This window comes from Streptomyces sp. HNM0645, assembly GCF_030056615.1.
Classification (GTDB): Bacteria; Actinomycetota; Actinomycetes; order Streptomycetales; family Streptomycetaceae; genus Streptomyces; species Streptomyces marianii.
In genome coordinates, this window is sequence record NZ_JASHLT010000050.1 from 1 (window position 1) to 19,281 (window position 19,281).

The 19,281-nt window shown below is 72.0% G+C and carries 22 protein-coding genes and 1 pseudogene; 12 read left to right on the forward strand and 11 right to left on the reverse strand.

All coding sequences use genetic code 11. From position 1 onward, the window contains the following. From QMZ92_RS28725 to QMZ92_RS28735, 3 genes are all read right to left on the reverse strand, one after another. The coding region (locus QMZ92_RS28725; RefSeq protein ID WP_283300434.1) for a HAMP domain-containing protein at positions 1-1,542 on the reverse strand (1,542 nt) is incomplete at its 3' end. A gap of 498 nt (positions 1,543-2,040) precedes the next feature. Then, a complete protein-coding gene (locus QMZ92_RS28730) occupies positions 2,041-3,243 on the reverse strand; it encodes a PP2C family protein-serine/threonine phosphatase (RefSeq protein WP_502962163.1) in 1,203 nt (400 codons plus the stop codon). A gap of 290 nt (positions 3,244-3,533) precedes the next feature. Beyond that, positions 3,534-3,869 carry a helix-turn-helix transcriptional regulator gene (locus QMZ92_RS28735; RefSeq protein ID WP_283300436.1) on the reverse strand — a complete coding sequence of 112 codons (336 nt, stop codon included), beginning with the start codon at positions 3,867-3,869 and terminating at the stop codon, positions 3,534-3,536. Between the two features lie 127 nt (positions 3,870-3,996). Here QMZ92_RS28735 and QMZ92_RS28740 point away from each other — a divergent pair, with 127 nt between their 5' ends. The 4 genes from QMZ92_RS28740 (at position 3,997) to QMZ92_RS28755 (ending at position 5,634) form a co-directional block, all read left to right on the forward strand. Continuing rightward, complete coding sequence (locus tag QMZ92_RS28740; protein ID WP_283300437.1) at positions 3,997-4,398, forward strand: STAS domain-containing protein; 402 nt, start codon at positions 3,997-3,999, stop codon at positions 4,396-4,398. A 320-nt stretch (positions 4,399-4,718) separates the two neighbouring features. Next, on the forward strand, positions 4,719-5,171 hold the full coding sequence (locus QMZ92_RS28745; RefSeq protein WP_283300438.1) for a hypothetical protein: 453 nt from the start codon (positions 4,719-4,721) through the stop codon (positions 5,169-5,171). 143 nt (positions 5,172-5,314) lie between these two features. Continuing rightward, positions 5,315-5,479 carry a 50S ribosomal protein L33 gene (gene rpmG, locus QMZ92_RS28750; RefSeq protein ID WP_283300439.1) on the forward strand — a complete coding sequence of 55 codons (165 nt, stop codon included), beginning with the start codon at positions 5,315-5,317 and terminating at the stop codon, positions 5,477-5,479. Between the two features lie 32 nt (positions 5,480-5,511). After that, on the forward strand, positions 5,512-5,634 hold the full coding sequence (locus QMZ92_RS28755) for a ribosomal protein bL36 (protein ID WP_283300440.1): 123 nt from the start codon (positions 5,512-5,514) through the stop codon (positions 5,632-5,634). A gap of 114 nt (positions 5,635-5,748) precedes the next feature. On the opposite strand, the gene QMZ92_RS28760 is transcribed toward QMZ92_RS28755, so the two are convergent. Then, a complete protein-coding gene (locus tag QMZ92_RS28760; protein ID WP_283300441.1) occupies positions 5,749-6,273 on the reverse strand; it encodes an ATP-binding protein in 525 nt (174 codons plus the stop codon). Positions 6,274-6,323: 50 nt separating this feature from the next. Continuing rightward, complete coding sequence (locus tag QMZ92_RS28765; RefSeq protein WP_283300442.1) at positions 6,324-7,022, reverse strand: STAS domain-containing protein; 699 nt, start codon at positions 7,020-7,022, stop codon at positions 6,324-6,326. Positions 7,023-7,620: 598 nt separating this feature from the next. Here QMZ92_RS28765 and QMZ92_RS36125 point away from each other — a divergent pair. The 4 genes from QMZ92_RS36125 (at position 7,621) to QMZ92_RS28785 (ending at position 10,853) form a co-directional block, all read left to right on the forward strand. Beyond that, positions 7,621-8,070, forward strand: a complete 450-nt coding sequence (locus QMZ92_RS36125; RefSeq protein ID WP_349307774.1) for an ATP-binding protein — start codon at positions 7,621-7,623, stop codon at positions 8,068-8,070. 523 nt (positions 8,071-8,593) lie between these two features. Further along, a complete protein-coding gene (locus tag QMZ92_RS28775; protein WP_283300444.1) occupies positions 8,594-9,118 on the forward strand; it encodes a hypothetical protein in 525 nt (174 codons plus the stop codon). A gap of 169 nt (positions 9,119-9,287) precedes the next feature. Then, positions 9,288-9,830: a helix-turn-helix domain-containing protein gene (locus QMZ92_RS28780; protein WP_283300445.1), complete on the forward strand. Its 543-nt coding sequence runs from the start codon at positions 9,288-9,290 to the stop codon at positions 9,828-9,830. A gap of 456 nt (positions 9,831-10,286) precedes the next feature. Continuing rightward, a complete protein-coding gene (locus QMZ92_RS28785) occupies positions 10,287-10,853 on the forward strand; it encodes a hypothetical protein (RefSeq protein WP_283300446.1) in 567 nt (188 codons plus the stop codon). A 419-nt stretch (positions 10,854-11,272) separates the two neighbouring features. Here QMZ92_RS28785 and QMZ92_RS28790 read toward each other — a convergent pair whose 3' ends face one another. From QMZ92_RS28790 to QMZ92_RS28800, 3 genes are all read right to left on the reverse strand, one after another. Continuing rightward, entirely contained in the window at positions 11,273-12,241 is a 969-nt protein-coding gene (locus QMZ92_RS28790) for a lytic polysaccharide monooxygenase (RefSeq protein WP_283300447.1), read from the reverse strand. Positions 12,242-12,379: 138 nt separating this feature from the next. Next, positions 12,380-12,907 carry a DUF6328 family protein gene (locus QMZ92_RS28795; RefSeq protein WP_283300448.1) on the reverse strand — a complete coding sequence of 176 codons (528 nt, stop codon included), beginning with the start codon at positions 12,905-12,907 and terminating at the stop codon, positions 12,380-12,382. 137 nt (positions 12,908-13,044) lie between these two features. Further along, positions 13,045-13,836 (reverse strand): DUF817 domain-containing protein, encoded by a 792-nt coding sequence (locus tag QMZ92_RS28800; protein ID WP_283300449.1) that lies wholly within the window; start codon positions 13,834-13,836, stop codon positions 13,045-13,047. Between the two features lie 312 nt (positions 13,837-14,148). On the opposite strand from QMZ92_RS28800, the gene QMZ92_RS28805 reads away from it, so the two are divergent. Together QMZ92_RS28805 and QMZ92_RS28810 are read left to right on the forward strand one after the other, a co-directional pair. After that, positions 14,149-14,562, forward strand: a complete 414-nt coding sequence (locus tag QMZ92_RS28805) for a hypothetical protein (protein WP_283300450.1) — start codon at positions 14,149-14,151, stop codon at positions 14,560-14,562. A gap of 21 nt (positions 14,563-14,583) precedes the next feature. Next, positions 14,584-14,988, forward strand: coding sequence for a VOC family protein (locus QMZ92_RS28810; protein WP_283300451.1), 405 nt, complete (start codon positions 14,584-14,586; stop codon positions 14,986-14,988). A gap of 210 nt (positions 14,989-15,198) precedes the next feature. On the opposite strand, the gene QMZ92_RS28815 is transcribed toward QMZ92_RS28810, so the two are convergent. Next, positions 15,199-16,044, reverse strand: coding sequence for an endonuclease I family protein (locus QMZ92_RS28815; RefSeq protein WP_283300452.1), 846 nt, complete (start codon positions 16,042-16,044; stop codon positions 15,199-15,201). Between the two features lie 167 nt (positions 16,045-16,211). Here QMZ92_RS28815 and QMZ92_RS28820 point away from each other — a divergent pair. Further along, positions 16,212-16,421: pseudogene (locus QMZ92_RS28820) on the forward strand (trypsin-like serine protease); the annotation flags it as partial. 246 nt (positions 16,422-16,667) lie between these two features. Here the strand turns inward: QMZ92_RS28820 and QMZ92_RS28825 are convergent. Further along, positions 16,668-17,198 (reverse strand): MarR family winged helix-turn-helix transcriptional regulator, encoded by a 531-nt coding sequence (locus tag QMZ92_RS28825; RefSeq protein WP_283300453.1) that lies wholly within the window; start codon positions 17,196-17,198, stop codon positions 16,668-16,670. Positions 17,199-17,479: 281 nt separating this feature from the next. Between QMZ92_RS28825 and QMZ92_RS28830 the strand changes: the two genes are divergently transcribed. Next, positions 17,480-17,710 carry a hypothetical protein gene (locus QMZ92_RS28830; protein WP_283300454.1) on the forward strand — a complete coding sequence of 77 codons (231 nt, stop codon included), beginning with the start codon at positions 17,480-17,482 and terminating at the stop codon, positions 17,708-17,710. A 316-nt stretch (positions 17,711-18,026) separates the two neighbouring features. On the opposite strand, the gene QMZ92_RS28835 is transcribed toward QMZ92_RS28830, so the two are convergent. Next, positions 18,027-18,764: a flavodoxin family protein gene (locus QMZ92_RS28835; RefSeq protein WP_138051718.1), complete on the reverse strand. Its 738-nt coding sequence runs from the start codon at positions 18,762-18,764 to the stop codon at positions 18,027-18,029. Positions 18,765-19,281 lie beyond the last annotated feature (517 nt).

A 19,281-nucleotide genomic window follows, 5' to 3' on the forward strand; every position in this document is an offset into this window, starting at 1 on the left:
CTCCCCCCGCGCGTCCACATCGATCTTCCGGGTGAGGTCGCCCTGGGCGACGGCCGTGGTGACCTGGGCGATGTTGCGCACCTGGTTGGTCAGGTTGTTCGCCATGGAGTTGACGTTGTCGGTGAGGTCCTTCCACGTGCCGGCGACGTTCGGCACCCGGGCCTGACCGCCGAGCCGGCCCTCGGTGCCCACCTCGCGGGCCACGCGCGTGACCTCGTCCGCGAACGCGGAGAGCGTGTCCACCATGGTGTTGATCACTTCGGCCAGGGCGGCGACCTCGCCCTTGGCCTCGACCGTGATCTTCCGGGACAGGTCGCCGCGGGCCACGGCGGTGGCCACCTGGGCGATGGAACGGACCTGCCCGGTCAGGTTGGAGGCCATGACGTTGACGTTGTCGGTGAGGTCCTTCCAGGTGCCGGAGGCGCCGCGGACCGTCGCCTGGCCGCCGAGGTTGCCCTCGGTGCCCACCTCGCGGGCGACGCGCGTCACTTCGGCGGCGAAGGAGGAGAGCTGGTCGACCATCGTGTTGATGGTCTCCTTCAGCTCCAGGATCTCCCCCCGCGCGTCCACATCGATCTTCTGCGACAGATCACCGCGCGCCACCGCCGTCGCCACCTGGGCGATCGAACGCACCTGGGCCGTGAGGTTGCCGGCCATGAAGTTCACGGAGTCGGTCAGGTCCCGCCAGGTGCCGGAGACGCCCTTGACGTCGGCCTGGCCCCCGAGGATCCCCTCGGTGCCCACCTCACGGGCGACGCGCGTGACCTCGTCCGCGAAGGAGGAGAGCTGGTCGACCATCGTGTTGATGGTCTCCTTCAGCTCCAGGATCTCCCCCCGCGCGTCCACATCGATCTTCTGCGACAGATCACCGCGCGCCACCGCCGTCGCCACCTGGGCGATCGAACGCACCTGGGCCGTGAGGTTGCCGGCCATGAAGTTCACGGAGTCGGTCAGGTCCCGCCAGGTGCCGGAGACGCCCTTGACGTCGGCCTGGCCCCCGAGGATCCCCTCGGTGCCCACCTCACGGGCGACGCGCGTGACCTCGTCCGCGAAGGAGGAGAGCTGGTCGACCATCGTGTTGATGGTCTCCTTCAGCTCCAGGATCTCCCCCCGCGCGTCCACATCGATCTTCTGCGACAGATCACCGCGCGCCACCGCCGTCGCCACCTGGGCGATGGCCCGCACCTGCGTGGTGAGGTTGCCCGCCATCGCGTTCACCGAATCGGTCAGGTCGGCCCACGTTCCCGAGACGCCGGGGACCTCGGCCTGGCCCCCGAGTGTCCCCTCGGTGCCCACCTCGCGGGCGACCCGGGTCACCTCGGAGGTGAACAGCGAGAGTTGGTCGACCATGCCGTTGAACACACCGGCGATCTCGCCGAGGAGACCGTCGGCCTCGTCCGGCAGCCGGGTGCCGAAGTCCCCGTCCCGTACTGCCGTGAGCCCGGCCAGCAGCTGCCGCAGCTCGGGCTCCCTCACGGCGCCCCCGTCGTGCGAACCCGTGCGCTGCACCGGACGCGTCTTACCCACCGTCGCCTCAGCCATGACCACCCTCGTTAGCCTGACCCGCCTCCGCCCGCCGACGACGGGTGGAGCGCTGCGGCCCTCCGGCGGAGGGCGCACCCCCGTACCCCGCCGCACGACCGGTCCGGAAACCGTTGTCGTGCGACAAAATACGAGGCAGCGTACCGTGCCGTGGTCTCTCGTGTGCACCGCGCCCGGCTTGTCGGACGGGGGCCGAGCGGTGGCGGACCGGGGCTCGGGGGGCCGGGGACGTCCTTCCGCCCCGCGGATGACCGGGGCTCGGGGTGGGACGGGAACGTCCTCCCGCCCCCCGGCAACCCGCACGGGCGGGAGGGGCCGCGGTCAGTCCAGCCGCCGTCAGGCGTCCGCGCGGTGGACAGCCGTATACGCCCCCGCGGCTGTCGGTTCGACTCCGGTGGAGGAACGGGAACGGAACGGGCCGCACCGAACGGGCTGGACCGGGTGGCTCCCGGTCGAGACCGACGGAGGGGCGACGACCGATGTGCTCCCCCGTCCGTCTCACGACGGGGACTGCGTGTGGGCGTGCCCGGCTGTGTGACGGTTGCCGTGCCATTCGCAGATCAGGACGGTGGCGTCGTCCTTGAGCTTGCCGTGGTGGTGGTCGAGGACCGCGTGAATGAGCCGCCGCAGGGTTTCCGGCACGGGCAGTCCGTCCGCCTGACGCCTGATGACGAAGTCGACGAAACGGCCGAGTCCGAACTCCTCGCCGTCGGCATCGCGGGCTTCGGTGATGCCGTCCGTGTACAGCACGATCCGGTCACCGGGCTGCAACTGCTCATGGCACACCGTGAGCGGCATTCCCAGTTCGGTGCCCAGCGGATGGCACGGCGGGCACTCCAGATGCGTGACCCAGCGGCCGTCGCGGATGAGTACCGGTGGCAGATGACCGCAGGTGACCCACGCCAGGCGGCCGGTGACCAGATCGAGGTCGGCCAGGAGGGCCGTGGTGTAGCAGGCATGGTCGAACTGCTGGACCAGCAACTGCTCGACCGCCTGGCACACGTCCTCCAGAGAGGCGCCGTGACGCCGCTGGTTGCGGCACACGGCCATCGCCAGGTTCGCGGTCAGGCCTGCCGTCGTGTCGTGCCCCATGGCGTCGAAGACGGCGAGGTGGGCCACATCGGCGGCCAGGGCGTAGTCGAACGCGTCCCCGGCGGTCTCGTACGCCGGTTCCATCTGCGCGGCGATGGTGACCGTGCCGTTGGCGAAGGTCCGGGGCGGCATCAGGGTCCACTGCATCTCGGCCGAGACCGTCATGGGACGCACCCGGGTCAGCCGGGCGAAGGAATCACTGTTGGCACGTTTGGACACCAGCAGCAGACCCACCACCGACGCCAGCGCCTCCATCGTCTCCGCGGCGTCGCCGCCCCCGTCCGGCCGGGCATCGGCGCGCAGCACCCCGAGGCGCTCGGTGCCGTCCAGAACCGGCAGCCAGTGCTGCTCCCGGTCCGCGGTCACGGTGGACAGCGTGTGGGCGGTCATGAACGCCCTGCCCGCCATGGTGGCGTCGATGCGCAGCTCCTGGCCGCCCAGGCCGGCGTCGATGCCACGCCCGGTGACCTCTCTCAGGAAGTCCTGTTGCAGATCGGCGACGAAGACACGGACGTCGCCCAGGCCGGCGCGCCGGGCACCCTCGGACACCAGGGCCGGCAGCTGCTCGAAGGTGGCCAGGTGGGAGGCCTTGAGCAACCCGCTCAGCATGCGGCTGGAGTCGTGCGTCGCCATGACGGACCCATCGGGAGGGGAAGGCTCGCGTCCGCCCGTCGGCCTCGACGTACGAGAGGGCCACAGTCCTGCTGCGCGGCAGACGACGGCGGAGAGCGCGCCTGCGTCTTCAGCCTACGCCGCCCCACGGGGCGGGGACCGGCCTGCCGTCCGGGGGTTCGGCAACGGGCCCGGGGCTCTCCGCGATCGCGCGGCGGCGGCCGTGCCGGGCCCGGAGCTCCTGCCGCGCATCGCCGGCGTCTCTGCCCGGCACTCGGACCGCGAGGTCAGCGCGCCTCGGTGTCCGGGCCGACCGCGCGGTCGGCCTCGTCCGCGACGAGCAGGGAGAGCAGTGCCGCCACCGTGAGCCCGGCCTCGGCCGGATGCCGCAGCACCTTCGCCTGCTCGATGCGGTAGTTGTTCGTGCGCCCCTCACGCGTGTGGGACAGATACCCCGCCTGCTCCAGGTCGGCGATGATCTTCTGAACGGCGCGCTCCGTGAGCCGGCAGTGCGCCGCGATGTCCCGGATGCGCACGCTCGAGTTGTCGGCGATGGCGGCGAGCACACGGGCGTGATTGGTGATGAACGTCCACCCGTTGTGCGGTTCTGGCACTGCACCCATGGCTTGATCCTATGGCCGATGAGGACGCAAGAGAAGACACGAACTGGGTTTCGTGTAACTCTTGACGGGTCACATGCTCGGGAGTGACTTTGGAGGGGGAGGACCGGTGGACTTGGGAGAGGCCGCCATGGCAGAGCACGAGTACGTACACGGATCCGGATCGTGGGGTGCGGCGGCAGCGGCTGCCGCAGCCCCGGCGTCCCCGGCGGCCCCGCCGCCCTTCACGACGGACACCTACCCCGGGAGCGACGGGCGCCTGGTGGTGGTGCTCCGAGGCGAGCTGGACTTCGACACGGCTCCGGCGCTGAGGTTCGCCCTGCGGGAGGCACTGGGACGGTCGCGCACCGGTCTGGAGCTGGACCTTCAGGGTGTTCCCTTCCTGGACTGCTCGGGACTCAACGTGCTCCTGGCGATGCGGGATGACGCACGGGACCGAGGGAGATCCATGACCCTCGGCGCCCGAAGCCCCGCCGTGGCACGGCTCCTCGATCTGAGCGGTACCGCCTCCCTCTTCCCCCCTCCGCGGTAGGGATGGCCCCGAGCCACCGAGGCGTCCCGACGAACGCGCACGGGCGGGCGCGAGCCATGACCGCCGGCGCGGACAGCCCCGGCGGCGAGCCGGAACGTACGCACGGCACGGGGCCCGGACCCGCCGGACGGGCGCCCCGCTCGGCCTCCACGGGCGGCCCCACCGGCGGGGTGGCCGTACTCGCCGCGGCACCGGCACCCCGCGGTCCGCGGCCGGACCAGGCCGCGCCGGACCGCGGCAGGGTCTCCGACGGCGGTGCGCGGCCCGGCAAATGGCCGACCGGATGCTAACCCCCGCCCACCCGAGGGCATACGAACGTGATGACGCGAGACCCCATGGACTCACCGGACGCCGCCCACCGGCGCCCCGAGCACATGAGCGACGAGACCGTGCAAGCGCTTGGATCACTGTCCAAGGCGCTGGAGACCACGGAGCGGGCGCGAGGGCATCTCTACGCCTTCCACCAGTTGACCGGCAGCGCCGACCTGGAGCTGGACAACGCCGTCCGCCTGCTCCGCGAAGCCGGTCATTCCGACCATGCCGACGTGGTCGAGCGGGAGATCCTGGGCCGCAACGTGATTCCGGGGCACTGGACGTTCCAGATCATCGAGGCCTACAACAGGACCTACTACCGGCCCTTCGCCGACGTGGAACGCGACGTGGTGCGCGATCTCGCCGACGGCCGTGACCATCTGTACGAAGCCGAGATGAAGGAAGCCCGCCGGTCCCGCGACCACCCCGACCACACCGCGCGGCCACCGACCACGGGGTGACGGTCCTCGCGCCACCGGCACGGGAATGTCATGAGCAATGGCACGGTTGTGCCTGTCGACTCCGACGGAGACGTTCGGACCGCCGGTCCGAATCGCCAGCCCCGCCGCCGGAGCCCCCGGATCTCCCGCGAGAGGGGAAAGAGATGGCCCGCAACGACAGGCGCCCCGTCGTGACACTCCGGTCGTCGGCCGGCACCGGTCACACCTATGTGACGCGCAAGAGCCGGCTGAACGACCCCGACCGGCTCGTACTGCGCAAGTACGACCCCGCGGCCGGCCGGCACGTGCAGTACCGCGAAGTGCGCTGACGCCGCGCCCCCATGCGAAAGAAGGAAGAGCGATGAAGGTACACGGGTCGCTGCGCGCGCTGAAGGCCAGGCCCGGCGCCCAGGTCGTCAGGCGCCGAGGGACGACGTTCGTCCTCAACAAGAAGGAGCCGCGCTTCAAGGTCCGGCAGGGCTGACAGCGCCTCCGGCACCCGGCCGCCGCGGACGTCGCGGCGGCCGTTCCCGTTGTGTTCCGGAAGGCTCCCCCGTGGGCCACCGGCTCGGGTGACCTCCGCCGGGGAGCCTCCTGGTCAGGCGCCGTCGGGAGTGAGGAGGAGGACGACCTCGACGGTCTTGCCGCCGAGGGCGGGGGTGACCGTGACGCTGCGGCTGAGGCGCTGGACAAGGGGCCAGCCGAAGCCGCCCGGGGTGGTGACGCGGCGGCGCGCCGCGGTGCTGGGCGGCGTGGGCGAGCGGTCGGTCACCCTGATGCGGACGGTGCCGCCGTCGAGCTCCGCGTGGAAGGCCGCGATGCCGCCCCCGTGCCGCAGCGCGTTGGTGACGAGTTCCGAGGTGACCAGCAGGATGTCGCCGACCACCCGCGGCGCCAGAGGCGCCCCGGCGTGTCCGTCGAGGAGCCCGCGTACCCGCTCACGAGCGGCGGCGGCCGTACCGGGGCCCTGCTCGTGCGCGACCGACACGGGCGGGGTGCGGTGTCCGTGGGTGCCGGGCCCCGGTGGGGAAGGGGCTGCACGTGTGCCCCTCGGCGTGCCGGACGGCTGCTCATGGCCGGTGGCGGCCTCGTTCGTCGTGCTTCCCCCTCGCTGCGTCGCCACGTCCGCCGCCTTCTGCTCGCGATGCACCGTGCGCCGCTCCGGTACGCCGTTCACCGGACGTGGTGGCCGTTGCTGCGTGCTCTCCGGATCTCGTCCAGAGCGGCGGTCGTCGTGGGGGCGATGGTGAAGAAGCGGGCCGTGTCGGTCAGGTCCAGCAGCCGCTGGACCGTCGGGTGGGGCTGGGCGAGCACGAACGGGACGCCGGCCGCCGTGTGACACCGGTGCGCCTCGATGAGCGTGTGGAGGAACGCGGAGTCGGCGAAGGTGACCCGGGACAGGTCGGCGACGACGCCGAGGGCGGTGCCGTCGAAGGGTGTGGCGAGCGCCTCAGCCAGCGTCCCGGCCTCGTCCGCGTCGAACTCACCGCCGGCCTGTACGACGCGTGCGCCGTCGACCGAGGTCGCGGTCACTTCAAGGTCTTCGCTCACCAGGGCATTGTCCCAGTTCACGAGCAGCGCGCGCAGAGTGGGGGTGCTTCCCCGGGCCCTCCCGCCGTCTACGTCCCGCCCATGCGGGGCGGGACGGGCGGTGCCGTACCGGCCGTCGCCCTGTGCGTCCGGTTCCCCGGGCGCCAGGGCGACGGCCGCAGTACCGTCGGCTCCGGTGACGTGGTCGACGGTGCCGGTCAGCTCCAGCAGCCGTTCGAGCGCCTCGGGCCGGTGGTCCAGGCGCAGAGGCGTCCCGGCGGCCGCCGCGAGCCGGTGGACCATGAGCAGGGCGGCCGGCCCCATGGAGTCGCACTGGGCCACCTTCCCGCAGTCCAGACGCAGCAGCCCGGAGGACGGTCCGCTTCCGGACGGAGGCGTGCGGCCTCGGTGAGGTCGTCGGACGAATCCCAGTCGAGGTCGCCGTCGATGCGGAGGCACACCTCTCCGATGTCGTCGGCGGTGACCTCGAGTTCGAACGTGCGGCCGGGAAACGCGGTCATGCTTCGGTGCCGGTGCCGGTGATCGTGGGACGCGGGTCCCGTCCGTGGAGAACGGCCGCCCCCTGCATGCAAAGTCCGTCGCGGGCACGGGACAGCAGTGCGGGACGGGCCTGCTCGCCCGCCGCCACGGCGGCGGGGCCGGTTCGACCGACTGCCAGGGCTTCGACAGCTTCAACGGCGCTCCCGGCGGCGACGGTCCGGCCGCCCCCGGCCGTGAGGGCGGCTTCCGCGGTAAGGGCGGCTTCCGCGGTGAGGGCGGCCTTCGCGGCCCCGCCGGCGCGGAGCCGCGCCCCCAATACGGCCGTGCGGCTGGGTTGTTGACGGTGTGCCGGTTGGGAGACTGGGCACATGCGGGGGAGGCACCGTGACCCGGGTCTCGTGGAGCAGGCCGGGTCGTGGTCGCGCGAAGGGGGGTGGTCATGACCGCGGACGACCATACGCGGCCGGCTCAGCCGGATGTCACGGCGGCGGCCGCTCGCGACCATGTGCGGCGCCTGCTGTCATGGGCGCCCGGCAGCGATGCCACGCGCCCGAGTACACAAGCGCACGCATGTGCGGACACGGAACCGGATGCGCCTGCGGGCGCGAGCACGGTTCTGGCGGACGCACTCCTGGTCGCGTCCGAGCTCGTGGCGAACGCCCTGCGGCACGGCGGTGGCGTCGCCTCCTTCACCGCGTCCCTGAGCGGTGACACCCTACGGATCAGCGTCGCCGACCGCACCGTCGAGGCACCCCGCTGCAAACGCTCCGCGGACGAGGTCCTGCCGGGCGGGCACGGGTGGCCGCTCGTCCAGCGGCTCTGCCGCTCCGTCGAGATCACCCCCTCCCCCGGCGGCAAGACCATCCACGCCAGCCTGGGCGTCGTCTGAGACGGGCACGCTGCCGCCACCGAACCCGTGGTTCCGACCAGGTGGTCCCGGGTCGGAGGCCGTCACTCCCGGCGACGGCACCGAGGACCCGTCGTACCGGCGGTGCGCCGCCGTGCCGTCATCGCCCAGCCCGCGCCCCGCGGATCCGCGTGCAGAGCCCGGCCGTGCCGGTCCCTCGCCGGCAGCACCAGGGCCCGGCGGCGCCGAGCCCCGTACGGGCGCCCCGGCCTCAACTCGTCACGGCCGGCTTCGAGGCCCCCTCGTCCCGGTGCAGACATCCGCCAGGTCGCCGGTCGCCGCTTTTACCCAGCCCTTCGGATTGCGTCAAGTCCCGATTGTTCGGAACGAGACCGGGCTCCCTTCGCTCCTGCCTACTTGTGGTGCGGGCCTCACCGGACGGGGAGGCCCAGCACACCGCAGCGGAAACGAAACACGCCGGGATTCCCGGCGATCCTCCGCTCCGGAATTCCTCCCGGACCGACCGGGGAGGCCACTCGTTCTCGGCACAAGAAGGAGTACTTCGATGACCCGTATCGTTCACAACCACAACGAGGAACGTCCCAGGCGACGAGGTTTCCGCCTGGCGGTGATTTTCGCCTCGGCTGCCGCGATTTCCGGTGCCGTGGCCCTCCCCGCGTCCGCCGCGACCCCGGCGACGGCCCATCCCGTGGCGCCCGCGGCGCTGGTCACCGACGGTGGTGCGGGCGGCTCCGGCGGTGCCGGTGGCGACAGCGTCTTCGGCGGCGGAGGTTCCGGCGGCTCCGGCGGTGCCGGCGGTGGCAGCGTCTTCGGTGACGGCGGCGAAGGGGGCACCGGCGGTGACGGTGGTGACAGCGTCTTCGGCGGCGGAGGCGGCGGAGGCGGAGGCGGGGGTGGAGGAGAGAGCGTCTTCGGCGAGGGCGGCGAAGGCGGTGGAGGAGGCGACGGCGGAGACAGCGTCTTCGGTGACGGCGGCGAAGGGGGCGGCGGCGGTGGCGGCGGAGACAGCGTCTTCGGCCCGGCCGGTGACGGCGGTGCGGGCGGCGACGGCGGCATCAGCATCTTCTGATCGCCCTCACCACCCATGGCGACCCGTGGCCGCCGTGCGGGGTGGAGGCCGGCCCGGCCTCCACCCCGGGTGTGACCCGTTGCGCGGAACGGGGGCGGCACCGCTTCTCCTGTTCTGAAATCCCCCACCCTCCCCCGTCTTCACCTGTCTTGGAACGGAGCATCCCCCAATGTCCAGGAAACTCTGGAAACGTTCGATCGTTCTGGCGGTGGCCTCGATGGCTGTCGCGACCGGGACCGCGTGCGCCGCTCAGGCGCCGCAGAGTCCCGTACGGGGCACCAGCCTCTCCGTCGATGCCGCGGCCCTCGGCAGCCGGTCCGCCGAGGACTGCGGCGAGGGCGGGGAGGGCGGCAAGGGAGGCGAGCCCGGCAAGCCTGGTGAGCCGGGCAAGCCCGGCCGGCCCGGCTGTGCGGATCCCGAGGACCTCAAGGACCTCAAGGACCTCAAGGACCTGGAGGATCTCAAGGGCCTGGAAGGCCTCGAGGGCCTGAAGGACCTCAAGGACCTCAAGGACTTCGAGGACTTCGGCGAGCTGCCCGACAAGCCGAAGGACGGGCTTTCGGTGGTGGACAAGGTGCGGATCGTGGTTGCTCTGCTGGTCGACGAGGCTACGACCGCCGAGGTCGCCGAGAAGTACGGCGTCTCGAAGAAGGAGGTCGAATCCTGGAAGGAACAGGTCCTCGACGGTGACTGGGCAGCCCTGATGAAGTAGGCGGCCGTCCTCCGCCCCCTACCGCAGGGCGAGCGGTACCCGGTTCGGGGACCGGAGAGGACGAGCGCGCAAGGCAGGGACGGTTCGGCGCCGCCGGCCCGCCCGGGTCAAGTGGCCCGGGCGGGCCGGCCGTTGTCGTGGAGCCGCACGCACCCCGGTCCTGACCGGACCGGGGCATCCGCGTGCCCGCAAGGGCCGCGCACTCCCGCGCACGCCGGCGATTCGCTTCGACGCCCTGGCACGGCCGCCCCTACCGCCGGTCGAGAAAAGCGTCAAGTTCCGAATTCTCGCGGAGTGACGGCACCGGGCACGGCACGGCCTACTTGATGCACACAACACAGCCGGCCCTTCCGATTCCCTTCGGTTTTCCCTCGCTTCACTCGACGGGGAAAGACCGCGGCACGGAACCGTGTGCGGGATCGAGGGACGGCGCTTCTCCGGAGAAAGGGGATACTCATGCGATTCGAAAGTGTGGGTTCTTGGGCCGGTCGGCTCGGTCTGGTGGTGGCGGCCGGGCTGCTCGGTGCCGGTGTGGTGGCCCCCGCCGCGATGGCTGCACCGGCGGCCCCGCAGTCCGGGGTGCCGACGGCACAACAGGCTGCCGCACGTCTGCCCGCGGGCGACGGTGGCGGTCCCTTCGACATCGAACTGGGCGACGACGGCAATGTCCAGGTCGGCGACCGGGCGTGCGTGGGCAACTGCAACGACCGCGCCAACGGCCCGGAGGGCGAGGACGGTGGGTTCTGCGCGGGTCTGTGCAACGGCAGCGCCAACGGCGGCAACGGCACCACCGGCGACTCCGGCCAGGACGGTGGCGACGGTGGCGACGGTGGCGACGGCGGAATCTGCGCGGGCATCTGCCACGGCAGCGTCACCGGTGGCGACGGCGGGGGCGGAGGCGACGCGGCCGGTGAGGGCGACGGCGGCTCCGGCGGGACGGGGGGCGACGGCGGACTCTGTATCGGCATCGGCTGCGAGGCCAGCGGCGCGGGCGGCCGCGGCGGCGACGGCGGTGAGGGTTGACGTCACGGGCGGGACGTCAACCCGATGCCGCATACGCCCCGCGGAGTCGCGCGGCCTCTCCCCGAGACCGGCCCCGGCCCCGGCCGACGGGCGCTCGGGGCCCCGGAGCCGTCGTGGAGGCGCGCGGACGGCCTTGGCCTGGGCCGTGGCCCTTGGCGGTGTCCTCGGGCCTCCGACTCGGTGGAGGTGCAGGAGCATGACCCCGCCCACCGCTGGAGCGGCGGGCTCCCTGCGTCGGTGGCTGAGCACCGTCGCAGAGGACCAGCCCGGCCCTGGTGAGCACGTTGAGCGCGCCTACGTGGCCAGCGTTCGCGATGAAGCCGCACGCGGTGCACTCGAACTTTGATCGGACGGGCGAGGCACCGGTGCGCCGGTCCCCGTCGGCCCCGGTGGACCGGCGCACCCCGACGGCCGGGACTCTACGGGCGGCGCCTGTGCAGGTAGTAGCCTCCGGCCACGCCGGCGAGCACCAGGGCTGCGACCGCTCCCGCGACCGTGGCGGGGAGTCCGCCGGGGGTCTCGGCGACCGGGGCCGTCCCGGGCGCCGCCGCGCTCCCCGAGGGCGATGAGGCGGCGACCGCCGGCGACTTCTCGTCCGTCGTCCCAGTGCCGGCGCCCGGTGTCGCCCGCCGGTCCTGGGGGGCCGGGGCGCCCGAGGCGCCGGACCCCGTGTCGTCGTCCCGTGCGTCTCCGCCGCCGCCGGAATCGCCGCCGGAATCGCCGCCGGAACGGGCTCCGGTACCGGTGCCGGTCAGGAGCACGTCGGAGCAGGAGTAGTACGTGTCGGGGGTGTCGGAGTTCCGCCAGATCGTATAGAGCACGTGCCGGCCGGTCCGGGTGGCGGGAAGCGAGCCCTCGATACGGTAGGCCCCGTCCCGGAGCACCGGGTCGGTGGCCGTGAGGAACGGTTCGCGCTCCAGGTCGTCCCAGGTCAGCGCCGTACGCGGGTCATAACCCTCCTTGGTGAGGTACACGCTGAAGGTGCCGCGGTGCGGGATCGTGGACGCGTAGGTGAGGGCGAACCGGTCCCCTGTTTCCACACGGGTGACGGGCCAGTCGGCGCGTGAGGCGTCGAGACCCCGGTAGGCCCCGATGCCCGCGCTGCACAGCTTCCCGTCGGGGATCACCCGGCGGTCGTCGCCCGCCACGTCGGCCACGCGGATGTTGTCCCATTCCTCGAGCACCGCGCGCCCGCCCGCGTCCACCGCGGCGGCGCAGGCGGCCGACTCCGTACGGCCGTCCCCGGGGCCGCAGACGACCGCCCGACTGACGGGATCCGTGGGAGCGCCGTGGGCGGCGGCGGGGGCGGCGGCGACCGCGACGAGGACGAGCGGCGCGCCGACGAGAAGCGCGACGGCGGCCGCGGGTGTGCGGTGGATGAAAGGCATCGCTGGGCGGACCTCCCGGGGATCGTGCCCGGGAATACGGTCCCGACGGGCTCGGCGTTCATCTCGGTCCGCGGCGGCGGCCGGCACGCTGTGAGCCGCCGGCGCGCCGTCGAGGTCGGCGGTGCGGCGAGCGCGGGGCTACGCGTCGTCGTCGGCGACGGCCGAGTCCGCGGTGTAGCGCGTGCGGGCCCAGAACGGAAGGACGAACCAGCACAGCAGGTACCAGGCGAGCACGCCGGCCACCAGGTAGGGCACGAAGCCGTCGTGCGTCGCCGTGCGCAGGACCAGGAACAGCGCGGCGATCAGGGTGGCGAGCAGCAGCACGATCCCGGTGAAGGTGAGGCGTGAGGCCCATGTGACGGTCTGCGGCTTGATCCGCCGCCCGGCGACGATGCGGTGGAAGGCGACGGGGGCGACGAGGGCCCCGGTGGCCAGGGATCCGAGGATGACCGTCACGATGTAGATGGTCTTGTCGGTCTGCTCCAGCCGCTGGAAGATCGGGGTGAACACCACGGTCAACAGGAAGCCGAACAGGATCTGGACGCCCGTCTGCACGACGCGTATCTCCTGCACGAGCTCCTGCCACCGGCGGTCAGCCCGTTCGTCCTCCGTCTCCTCCCGGCTGTCGGGCCGCCTGCCCGCATCCGGAACGCGTTCACCGCTCATGGGCCGTCCTCCTCGACGAGGGTGTGACGGATATGTACCCCCGACGGCGGATTCCGCTCGTCGGGGCCTCCACGTCCTCGTGGTGGTGCCTCGCGGTTCCCGGGTCGGTGCCCTGCGGTTCTCGGGCCCTCAGAAACTCAGATCGGTTGACTCGTCAACCGATCTCCCCCGCCGACCCTCCTCAGACGTTCGGCGAGCACGAACGTGACACTGATCAGCAGCGCCCAGGCGCCGAACTTGGTCAGTGCCACCGGCTCCCAGCCGCCGAGCTGGTGCGGGTAGCTCCAGGCGCCCGCGTAGGTCGCGGCGTTCTCGGCGACCCAGAGGAAGAAACCGATCAGGACGAAGGACACGGCGAGGGGCATGCGGTACCGCCGGGGGCCGACGGTGAAACCGACCCAGGTTCCGGCGGTGACGGCGACCATCGCCGTCGCGAGTGGCCAGCGGAAGTCCGGCAGCCAGTGGTGGGAGAAGAAGTTGACGTAGACGGCCGCCGCGACCAGCGCGGTGGCCGTGGCGCGGTAGCCGGTGAAGCGCAGATCGAACAGGCGCCAGGCACGGCAGAGGTAGCTCGCGACGGCCGCGTACATGAACCCGCCGTACAGCGGCACCCCGGCGATCTTGGTGACCGCCGCCTCGGGGTAGCTCCACGAACCCATGCGCACTTTCACCAGTTCGAAGAGCAGACCCACCACATGGCAGGCGACGATCACGAGGGTGTCCCGTCTGCTCTCCCAGCCCAGGCGCCTGGCCACGAAGGTCAGCAGCAGGCCGTAGCCCAGAACCAGGTCGTACCGGGCGACGGGCAGCTCCGGCAGCAACCGGGATGCCGCGATGCCGCCGAGGAGTGCCACGGCGAACGCGCAGCACCTCGCCTGCAGCATCCCGAACCTGAGCAGCTGGTGCATTCCGCCGAAGATCGTGTGCATACCCGCAAGGACGCCGACGGACGGCCTGCGGTTTGCTCCGAGCGGCCGCGAACACGCGGGCACGGCCTGGACTCCCTCCCCTGCCCCGCTCTCACTCACGCTCCGCGTCCGCGGTGTCGCCGTGCGCTCCTGGACCGATCGGCGAGTGCGCGGAGCACGACCGCCGGTGGTGTCAAGCCCCGAATTCCCGTTTCGGGACAGCAGCCGTCCGTTCGGTCTTACTGGAATCAGAGGCGCTCGCACCGGACGACGCGGCGGCCACCGCCTCTGCCTCCGACTCCCCGGACCGCGATGACTGCAGGTGAACGGCTCATGTACACGTCGATGAACTTCCGCACAGAGGTTCGCGTCGGCGGCCCCGGCGTCCCGCGACGGCCCGCCGCGGCCGCCGCGCCGTCGCCCGGAGAGCGCGCAGAGCGCGGACAGCCCGGAAAGCACGGAAAGCCCGCCGCCACGATCGGTGCCCGTGACTCCGCCCGGAACCGCAACTGGCCGTACGCGCTGGGCGGTGCCCTCCTGGTGCTGATGTTCTCCGCCATGTGTGTGCTCGGCGCCCTGATGGCGACGAGCTGCTACGAGCTCATCCGCGAGGGCACGGGCCTGTACGAGCTCTATCTGCAGTCGGCCCTGTTCGCGGGCACGGGCTTCATCGGTCTGTGCCTCCTGCCCGTCATCGCCGAACGCAACTGCGTCGGCCGCTTCATCGCCCGCCGCATCCCGGTGTGAGGCGTCTGCCAGAATCACCATGTGCCGAAGACCCAACTGACGATCAGGGACCTCATCATCGACTGCGCGGACCCCGAACGGCTGGCGGTGTTCTGGGGCGAGCTCCTGGGGAGGCCGGTCGCGGCGAGGACGGGACCTTATGTGTGGCTCGAGCGGGGCGCCGGGCCGGGAGTGGGACTCCAGAGGGTCCCCGAGGCGAAGGCCGTCAAGAACCGCCTCCACTTCGATGTGACGTCACCGGACCCGGCCGCCGAGCAGGCGCGCGTCGAAGCGTTGGGCGGTCGGCTGCTCGAACGGTACGCGTCGGGCGGCTTCCTGGTGATGGCCGATCCGGAGGGGAACGAGTTCTGCATCATTCCGCCCGGCCCGTTCGACGTCGACGACGACGGGCGCGCGGACTACCTCGTCAATCACGGCGCTTCGTGACCGCGGCGCAGGTGCCCGACCCGCACGCGCGCCGGGCACCGTCCGCTCCCAACGAGCGTGCCGCCCCCTCCCGCCGGGCCGGGCGTCGAAGGGCCCGGCGCAGGCGGGACCGGGGCGGCGACGGTCCGGGGCAAGAACAGCCCGTCGGACGGAGGCGACTCACCGGTGAGAGGCGCTCACCGGCGATCGGCGCTCACCGGCCACCAGGACTCAGGACTGCCCCCATATCTCGTCCACCCACTCGGGGTGGTCTATGAACGGGTTCCGATTGTGCTGGAACTCGTCGAACACGGTCTGGTTGCGGTTCTTCTCGAAGTCGTCCGGCGGGTCCTGCTCGTTCCACTGCTTCAGCACCGACAGCCGGCCGATGTGGGGCGCGGAACCGTTGTCGACACTGTCGTTGGGTTCGAGGTCGGGGTCGCCGTCGCCCCCGTCGTAGCGGACGGCCATGTAGAGGATCATGCGGGCGACATCGCCCTTGACCTCGTCGCGCGGTTCGAACGAGTCGCTGTCGACACGGTTGCCGGGGGCCTCCTCGACCTCCTCACCACCGGTGTCGAAGTCCTTGTTGCCGCGGGTGCTGTTGACGGTGACGTCGGTGGGGCGCAGATGGTGGATGTCGGTGCCGGGACCGACGTCCGTGCCGAAGTCGCCGTGGGACTTGGCCCATACGTGCTCCCGGTTCCAGTCGTCGGTTCCGGCTCCGTTGGTGTCCTTGCTCTGCGACCGGCCGCTGTAGAGCAGGATCACGTTCGACGGGTTCTCCGGATCCTCGTCCGTGGCCTTCAGCGCGTCCCAGACCTGGTCGTAGGTGAGCCGGGTCTGGTCGCTGACGATGGCGTGGAGGGCCTCCTTCAGCTCCGGACCGGACTTGCCCAACGCGTCCTTGTAGTACGTGTCGTCGTACGCGCCCACCGCTCCGGCGGTCCGGGCGGGAGTGGAGGCGGGGGGCGGCTGGGTGGCCATCGCGGCCGCGGGAGCGGCGATGGCGGTGGCTGCCGCGGCGACGACGGCAAGCTGCCACGGTTTCCGGCGCTTGAGGCGGTGGGTGGACATGTGGGGGGGGTGTCCTCTCCCTGTTCGGGCGACCGGCGGATCACTCTCGTACACGCCGGCGCAAAGCAACAGTTGTTCGAACACGGAGCTTTCCACGGGATGGCCGTCACCGCGTGGACAGACTGCGTCCATCGTGTGCCGACACCGTGAACACCACGGGGGAGCGCGCCGGCCTGCTGGACACCGGCGGGGTCGACACCTGCCAGGGCGGCTCGGGCGGTCCCATGTTCCGCAAGGACGAGGCCGGGGTCTGGACCCAGGTCGGCATCGTCAGCTGGGGAGAGGGTTGCGCCCGCCCGGGCAAGCCCGGTGTCCACACCGAGGTCAGCACGTTCGCGGCGGACATCGAGACGGCCGCGGAGGGTCTGGGCGGCTGACCCGGCGGGCGGGGCGAGGTGGTCCGCCGGGCTCGCGCGTCTCGCCGCGGACCGGGAGGACGCCTTCGGCGCGCGCCGAAGGAGCGGACCGGCCGCCGCGCGGCCGGCTTCGCGGCCCGTCTGGCCACGCACCCGTGGGTCCCGCGCCGAGCGCCTTCCACTCGGCGCGGGACCCACCGCCACCGGGGTGCTCCACACCGGGTCCCGGAGACGGCCGCGGCGCGGCCGTCTCCGGGACCCGGTGTGTCAACCTCCCCGCAGAAGCGGCGCGTCCGTCCAGCCCAACGGGTACATCGCGCTGTCCGCGGCCGGTGCGCACGGTTCGTGTCCCGCCTCGTTGAAGGCGGTGAGCGCGTCGATCAGGGCGGCGCGCCGGGCAGGGGCCATGCGCGTCACGATCGTCTCGATCTCCCGCCGTCGGCGACCGGTGACGTCCTCGACGAGGACCCGGCCGTCGTCCGTCAGCCGCAGCACCGTCTCGCGCCGGTTCGCCGGGTTCGTACGGCGGTCCGCGAGGCCGGCCGCGATCAGCCGGTCGATCATGCGCATCGCCGTCGAGGGATTGACTCCGAGACGCTCGGCGAGCACGACGAGCTTGGCCGGCCCGTGCATGGACAACACCACCAGCAGTCGGAACTGGGGCAGCGTCACCCGCTCCTCGACCGCCGCCAGGGACTGGGCGGAGACGGCGACGAGCAGCCTGGACGCGGTCAGTACGGCGCGTGTCACCGCCTCGACGTCGTCGAAGCGCTCCGCGGACTCCCCCTTGTCGGCCATACCCCCTTTTCTACCCTGCCCCGTCGGCCCGCCGTACCTCGCCCCGACCGTGACCGTGCGCCGCCCCGGCCACCGCGGTCACGCGCCCGGGCCGCCGGGCCGTGCCCGGTGTGTCGGGCCTCGGGAACTCCCCTCCACTGCAGCGTCCGGCGGAAACCGCGGCGAACGACTGAACGGAACGGAGCCCGTGTCCGTACTGCCGGCTGCGTGCCGTGCCAGCCACCACAAGAGCTCCCGGCGACGTGAACGAGAACGAACACCATGCCGATCCGGAAGGCATCATGAGTCCGAGCCGACGTGCGGCCGAGTCCGGGATCCCCCTGCGGACCGTCGGTGTCGTCGTCGCGGTGTGCGCCGTCATCGCCGCCGTCCTGATCGTGACCCGCGGAGGCGAGGGCGACACGCCGGCCGCGCCGTCCCCCGCCGGGGTCGCGCCTCCGGGCGGATACGGCCAGAACACGGGGGCGGGATACGGGCATTCGTCCGGCGTCGGTGATGCGACCGGCACCTGATCCGCCGCCTTGCACGGCAGGCGAACCAGACGGTCCTGCACCACATGGAGGTCCAGGAGGACACCGGCCTGGTGGACGGAGCCACGCTCGCGGAGGTCGAGAAGTCCGTCGCCCCGCGCCGGTGAGGGCGGCACCCGGGCGGAACAATGCCCTCCAATCGGTTCGCACGGCTCTGGCATTGCGGTTTGTCCTATGCAATGATTCGAGCGAGGAGGGCCCGGCGACGGGCCGGTCCAAGCCTGGGAGCTGGGGCGCTGGCACGGTGCGCAGCTGACCACGGCATCCGGCGCTTCGGCGGAAGCCCTCCTCGCCAGATCTACCGGTGTTCGGGGTTCGGGGAGTCGAAGCGACACCCCGCGTCCCACTCCGTGCGCTGATTGCCGTGCGCGGGAATGCCGCCCGCACGTTTGAGCAGCGCGGCCAGGTGCAGCAGATTCCACGTCATGAACGTGGTGTTGCGATGGGTGAACTCGTTCTCGGGTCCGCCCGAACCGGGGTCGAGATACGAGGGCCCCGGCCCGGCCTCGCCGATCCAGCCCGCGTCGGCCTGCGGCGGGATGGTGTAGCCGAGGTGCTGGAGGCTGTAGAGCACGTTCATGGCGCAGTGCTTGACCCCGTCCTCGTTGCCGGTGATCAGGCAGCCGCCGACCCGTCCGTAATAGGCGTACTGCCCCTTGTCGTTGAGCAGGCTGGAGCAGGCGTACAGCCGCTCGATCACCTGTTTCATGACGGAGCTGTTGTCGCCGAGCCAGATGGGACCGGCCAGGACGAGGATGTCGGACGCCATCACCTGCTCGTAGAGCGCGGGCCAGGCGTCCGTCTCCCAGCCGTGTTCGGTCATGTCCGGCCACACCCCGGTGGCGATGTCGTGGTCGACGGCGCGTACGACGTCGACGCGGACGCCCTGGCGTTCCATCAGGGTGCGGCTTCTCTCGACCAGACCTTGGGTGTTGCTGGTCTCGGGCGAGCGTTTCAGGGTGCAGTTGACGAAGAGGGCGCGCAGGTCGTCGTAGCGAGCGGACGGCGCTTCGGAGCCGGACGGCTGAGTGGTCACGAGGTCCTCCTGTGGGTACTCCGCTGTGGCGTTGACCGGGGTGCGGAGCGTCCATCGTGCTCGCGGGGCCCATCGCCGGGCCGCTGCGGCGCCGCGGTCCGTCCACGATCACTCCGACGGCCGACGACACGTTTCGTCTCCGGCCGGGCCACGGCCGGGGACCTGCCGGTACGAGGCGGCGGGCCGTGTTCCTCGGCGGGCCTCCACACCCGGTGGCGGCGCGAGCCGTACCGGGCCTGCGGAACGGCCGTCGGACGCTCGCGGGCGATGGGCCGCCGGCGCGGACGGCGGGCGGCGTAGCGCGCTTCGTCCGCGTGCCGCAGGGCCGCTTCCGACGTCGGCGACGAGGACCATACGGCGGATGCGGCCGTCCTGACGCACACCTCCGGCCTGCGACGGGTCCTGCTGGGCGCGCAGGCCGTCCGCCCGGGAGAGGGCGTAGGGGCCGATCGGCCGCTGCTGCTCCCGTGCCCGATCACCGTGCGAGGCGGGCCGCCCCTCCCGCGGCCGCGACGGC